Source organism: Shewanella sp. SM32 (assembly GCF_025654235.1).
Classification (GTDB): domain Bacteria; phylum Pseudomonadota; class Gammaproteobacteria; order Enterobacterales; family Shewanellaceae; genus Shewanella; species Shewanella oncorhynchi.
The window spans coordinates 1-5625 of sequence record NZ_JAKKRO010000109.1 but is presented as its reverse complement, the minus strand read 5'-3'; the positions used below and the strand labels follow the sequence as shown (position 1 = coordinate 5625).

Genomic DNA, 5625 nt, shown 5'->3' with positions numbered 1-5625 from the left:
AACACAGCCAGCTAAATTTTGTCTCACCAGGGCAACGTCATGCACTGCAAGATGGCGCTATTTTAGCGAAGCGCAAGAAAGTGCTTGAGGCGGCGAAGGAAAGAAAACCGATGCGTTGGTCTACAGAGATCAGAAATTGTGAAGCGGTTGGCGCTGTAACACTCAACCCAGATAAGGCACCAGAAGAAGGCGTAATAAATGCAGCTTAATATTTAAACAAAGAGTGACAACTATCTTGAAAAACACCGGTGTTACCCCGTGGCGTGAACTAAGACGACTGGACGCAATTAAAGATCCGTCACTTGATTGGATAGAGGCCATCCGCCAAGCAGCCGACAGCAGCAACTGGGCTTTATACACTCAGCTTATGGGCGGCGTGTTTTGTAAACGTGTCGAGCAAACCATTCGTCCGCTATATAAAACTCAAACCAATGCGCTCCAAGCCAGTATCATCAACAGCGGAGCAACTAACACACAAAGCAAGCAAATTGCTGCATTAATCCAAGAACAATCCCGAAACGCAGTGCAGGAATGCGGGAATAGCCAGAAAAAATGCGGAAATCATCCCGAAAATTCCGATAATCTATTACAGGGCGATTTCAGGAACATGCAGGAACCATCTCGGGAATTTCAGGATTACGATTCAGAAATGCAGGAAATCGTTTCAGGAACTGTTGCAGGATTTTCGGGGTTAGATGCGGAAATTGCAGGAAACCATTCAGAACTTGCACCAGAAAACTATCAGCCACTCAAAACCAATCGCTATGGCGATGCCGCACTTACTCAGCTTAAGGGGATTGTGTCTTTTGGCGTGGAGATCATCACCCGCATCCACACTTGGACGCTGACAACGATATCTCGGGTTCAGAAAAACGCTTTTTGCTCTCACTTGGAGTTCTGTCAATAAGTGTACGGATTGTATGAAAAATGTATTATTCATTTGAGAGGAATAATGATATAAAACGAACAGTATAATGCACTATGAAATAGAATTTAGAATTTAACAATCACTTAGGGATAAGTAATGGATCCATTGTCGCAGCTATTCGCAGCCTATCTGGAAATGGTGAGCAATAACATCACCAGCACCTATATAGATGCGGCAAACACCACTGTAACCGTTCAAACGCTCAGCTATAAGGGCACAGACATTCGTTTCCAGCACTTTCTGTGGCAGATAAAGCAAGAAAGTGTCTGTGCCGACCTTAAACAGCAAGCTACGTCTTATTCCAAGTGCACCCAACAAGCTAAATCTATGTTCACGGATTTGTGTAACCAGCTATCTAGCATGAAAAACCTTAACCGCAGAGGTCGCAGCCTATCGAATATGTACTGCAACGCCTCACTGAACTACAAACCCATGATTGCCTCTATCAGTACACCCAAGCCGAAAACCGATCAGCAGCTTAAAGAAAAAGAGTGCAATTTACTAATTCTCAAAGCGATGCAAGATAGTAGTCCTGAGATATTAAAAAAGAAAGATAAGGCATGCAAAATATAATATAACTCAGCAAAGGAAATGAGAGGGTTATTCCTGAGGATATGGCAACCTGCTCACTTGAAATGCAAACCACCGTCTACACACTCGTTTTATAGTAACCAATCATTTTCAAGGTACAGAATCGTGCATATTAAGCAACTATCTATCGTCAACTATAAGAATTTTAAGCGGTCGAATTTTTTCTTTCTTAAGGATTCTGTTAACACCATCATTGGTGAAAATGCATCAGGTAAAACTAATGCTTTTCAAGCCATGAGGCTAATTTTAGATGACTCACTCCCTACAAGCGCAAAATTCCTAACTCAAGATGATTTCCATAAAGGGTTACATGAACCATTTGGTCATTGGATAATAATCTCAATTAGCTTTGAAGGGTTAAGTCATTCCGAAGAGCAACAGGTACTTGCAAACTATATTTTAAACGACAAAAATGAATCAGTGACTACAGATAAAGGGACTTATACTTTCATTTTTAGGCCAAAGTTCTCAATCCGACAAGAGTTACACGATCTGAGTAATAAATTTACCAACTTAAAAGAGAGAACTAAAGCAATAAAAGGTTATATCTCTGGTATGGCAATTGCCAGAGAAAATTACGAACCAGTGGCATTTGTTAGGACAAAGTTAGACTTTACAAATAATGATACTTACAAAAGTATTGTTGGTGACTTTGAACAGTATATTTTTCCTGATCCAACTAAAGAGAGTGAAGCTACATTCGGCAATAAAAAACCACCATACTTTTCTTTATTGAATGAAGTAGCTTGTACCTACGTAAAAGCATTGAGAAACGTAGTTGCAGATTTAAGGTACTACAAAACCAATCCATTGTATAAGCTTCTTACATTAAAAAGTAAGCAGATTAAGAATGATAAAGATGTCGTAGATGACATCATCAATGTTAATAATAAAATCTCATCAATTCCTGAAATAGAAACGTTAAGTAATGACATTTCGCGGTCATTAGTAAGTACCATTGGTTCTACGTACTCTCCTAAAATAAAAGTATCTTCCCAACTTCCTGAAGACTTTATTGAACTTGTGCAGTCATTAGGCTTAGTGGTAGAAGATTCTCAAAATTATCATGGAACAGGTAGAATTGAAGACCTAAGTTTAGGGGGAGCAAACCTCATTTACTTAGCATTAAAGTTATACGAGTATGAAGCTATTCGTGACAGTGAAGAGCACATAACTCATTTTTTGATGATTGAAGAGCCAGAAGCTCATATACATACACATATCCAAAAGACACTTTTTGATAACTTTAATTTCAAAAACACACAAGTGTTTGTTTCAACGCACTCAACTCAGATTAGTTCGGTATCTAGAATATCTTCGATGAACATATTATCTAGAAAAGAATCCGAGACAGAGGTTTATTTACCATCAAACAATCTAGATGTTGAGCATGTGCAATGTATAGAAAGGTATTTAGATGCTGTCCGTAGCGATATTCTTTTCGCTAAAAGCGTGATCCTTGTCGAAGGAGATGCTGAACTAATTTTGATTCCTGCTTTAGTAAAAGAGACTCTTGGTGTAAGCCTAGAAGAAATGGGTGTCAGTCTAATAAAAGTTGATGGAACTGTTTTTAAACATATTTCAGACCTATTTCATAATGATCGTATTAGAAGTTATTGTGCGATACTCACTGATTTAGACGAAGGATTTGCTATCGAGGAAAATGTGACTTTTGCTAATGCCGATTATGTGAAAGCTCAACTAAATGCTCAGAAGTCAGGAGCTGACAGAAAGAATGCCATGGATGAATACATAAAGGACAACCTATATGTTAACGCATTTTATGCACAAAACACATTTGAAACAGAGTTAGTCAAAATAAATAAAAATGTATCATTATTCAAAAAAGTAATGGATAAGAACTATAAGAAAGGAAAGCTCTTAAGTCAATATAAAAGTGAAATTGAGTCAAATGTTCTTCCTACTCGATATAATAGAGCACTAAAATTAGCGAATAAAGTCGGCAAGGGATGGATGGCTACTCAAATGGTTGGGTTTGCTGATGTGAATTCAGTAATTCCTGAATATATATTAAGAGCGTTACAGTTTTCTTTAACTGGAAGAAAATTAGATGAAATTATTTTAAAGATGCTAGATTATAATGTTAAACTTATGGATGATGAAACTCAAGAGAAAATCGCTGATGAAGCAACTCTTAATAAAAAACTTGAAGTTTATGTCGAGGACTATGGTGTCGATACATTCATAAATTTTATGGATCTAATTAAGTAATGCCATACAAAAAACTAACCGATGAGCAACTGAGTGCTGTCATTTATCCTGATGACATGCTTCTTTCTGCGTGTCCTGGCTCTGGTAAAACCAAAACTCTTGTGTCAAAACTATACCACATACTAGATAACTCTGATAGTTATGCTATTGGTAAAAGAAAGGTTGTGGCACTTACCTATACCAATATAGCAGCAGACACGATCACAGAAAGATTACTTTCCTACGGTGTGGAAAGTAAATCCCTATGGGTTGGGACGATACACGCATTTTGCCTTCAATGGATAATCAGACCAAATATAAACAAAATTTCTCGTTTGTGTGGTGGTTTTATAGTAATAGATGAACATGAGAAAGAAGCAAAAATTATTGAATTAAAAGAGAGATATGATTTCAAGCATCATGATGAGATAATTACAACATTAAATAAAAATTACCAACCCGTTTATCAACAGGGCACAAAAAAGTATGCATTAGTAAAAGAGTATCATAAGTATTTGGCTGAAAATGATTATATTGATTTTGATTTGATACTAAACATTAGTTACAGGTTGCTATATTCTGATCGACAACTTACATATCGGCTAGGGAAACTTTTATATCATATTCTCGTCGATGAATACCAAGACACATCAGAAATGCAATATGAAATATTGAAGCTCATTATTATACAGAAACAGACAAAAATAACTTTAATTGGTGATAAAGAACAGGCGATTTACACGGGATTAGGAGCCATTGTAAAAAATAAAAATGAGTTAAAGGTCTTTTTTGAATTAAGTGCTATTGAAGAGAAAAGACTTACGGGTTGTTTTCGTAGCAGTCAGAAAATAGTTGACCATTACCTTAGATATCAGGATTCTGGATATGAAGTAAAGGCTGTATCTGAATTAAGTAACTTCCCCTCAACAGTTCATCTGGAAAGTAACATTGATAAAACTCAATTAGCACAGTTCATCACAGGTATTGTTGAGACACATCTTAAACAGGGGATTCTTGCCAAGAATATAGCGGTGGTCAGCCCTAGCTGGTTCGATGTAATGGAATTATCTAAAGACATCGATGCAGAAAATAAATCATTTGATATCGATGGTTTTTTAATTTCACCAATACCTAAAAATCAAGATAACCTTTGGCTTTCATTGATCCGTTTAACTTTAACGAAACCCGATGTAAGTAACTTTATCAAAAGAAGACGACTTGCTAACGATCTATCAGTAAAACTCTTTGAATCGGGTAGTACTGAGAAACAAATTGAACCGAAGTTAATACTAAAAACGATTAATTCTATTTCCTTAAGTACAGATACTGAAATTGAACAATGGATAAAAGCCGTTGTTCGCACTTTCTGCGATAAATTATCCATTAGCCTTCTCGATACTACAATGGCCTTCAAAGCAAAATGCAGTATTCTTGAAGCGACAAAAGTACGAATAGATAAATACCAAATGTCATATAAAGCCTCTGACCTTGGTAGATTTTTTTCCTCATCTTGCGGAGTGAAAATTACAACTTGCCACTCCACTAAAGGGGACGAATACGATGTCATAATCTGCACGGGGCTGTTAGAAGGAAAAGTCCCCCACTGGAATGACATCATAAATTGTAGTCGAGCACACCAAAACTATGTACTGAAGGATCCCCTCATAAATCAGCCATAGCATAGCCATATTTGAGCAACTGATTGGCGAATAATACCCAGGCCGCCAGCAATTCTTTCTCCGTGATTTGATAATCAGGCCGCCTGAGTACCTCCAATCCCAAGCGAATCGTTGAGAGTACCGTTCGATGCCCAATGGTATTGGCCTGAAAATGCTTATCCCAGCCCTGTTGCTGTGCGTGTAAACCAACTAGCCACAACAGGCATTGAACCATCA

The 5625-nt window shown here is 37.3% G+C and carries 4 protein-coding genes and 2 pseudogenes; 5 read left to right on the top strand and 1 reads right to left on the bottom strand.

Annotation, left to right across the window (positions count from 1 at the left end; translation table 11 throughout):
- The 5 genes and pseudogenes from L5M10_RS23115 to L5M10_RS23095 form a co-directional block, all read left to right on the top strand.
- Positions 1 to 209: pseudogene (locus L5M10_RS23115) on the top strand (IS3 family transposase); the annotation flags it as partial.
- A gap of 26 nt (positions 210 to 235) precedes the next feature.
- Positions 236 to 907, top strand: a complete 672-nt coding sequence (locus L5M10_RS23110) for a hypothetical protein (protein ID WP_263256026.1) — start codon at positions 236 to 238, stop codon at positions 905 to 907.
- 117 nt (positions 908 to 1024) lie between these two features.
- On the top strand, positions 1025 to 1501 hold the full coding sequence (locus tag L5M10_RS23105) for a hypothetical protein (RefSeq protein ID WP_263256025.1): 477 nt from the start codon (positions 1025 to 1027) through the stop codon (positions 1499 to 1501).
- Between the two features lie 123 nt (positions 1502 to 1624).
- On the top strand, positions 1625 to 3751 hold the full coding sequence (locus L5M10_RS23100; RefSeq protein ID WP_263256023.1) for an ATP-dependent nuclease: 2127 nt from the start codon (positions 1625 to 1627) through the stop codon (positions 3749 to 3751).
- A complete protein-coding gene (locus L5M10_RS23095; protein ID WP_263256022.1) occupies positions 3751 to 5409 on the top strand; it encodes a UvrD-helicase domain-containing protein in 1659 nt (552 codons plus the stop codon). Before L5M10_RS23100 ends, L5M10_RS23095 begins: the two co-directional genes overlap by 1 nt.
- On the opposite strand, the pseudogene L5M10_RS23090 reads toward L5M10_RS23095, so the two are convergent.
- Positions 5393 to 5625: pseudogene (locus L5M10_RS23090) on the bottom strand (IS4 family transposase); the annotation flags it as partial. The gene L5M10_RS23095 and the pseudogene L5M10_RS23090 sit on opposite strands and share 17 nt — an antisense overlap.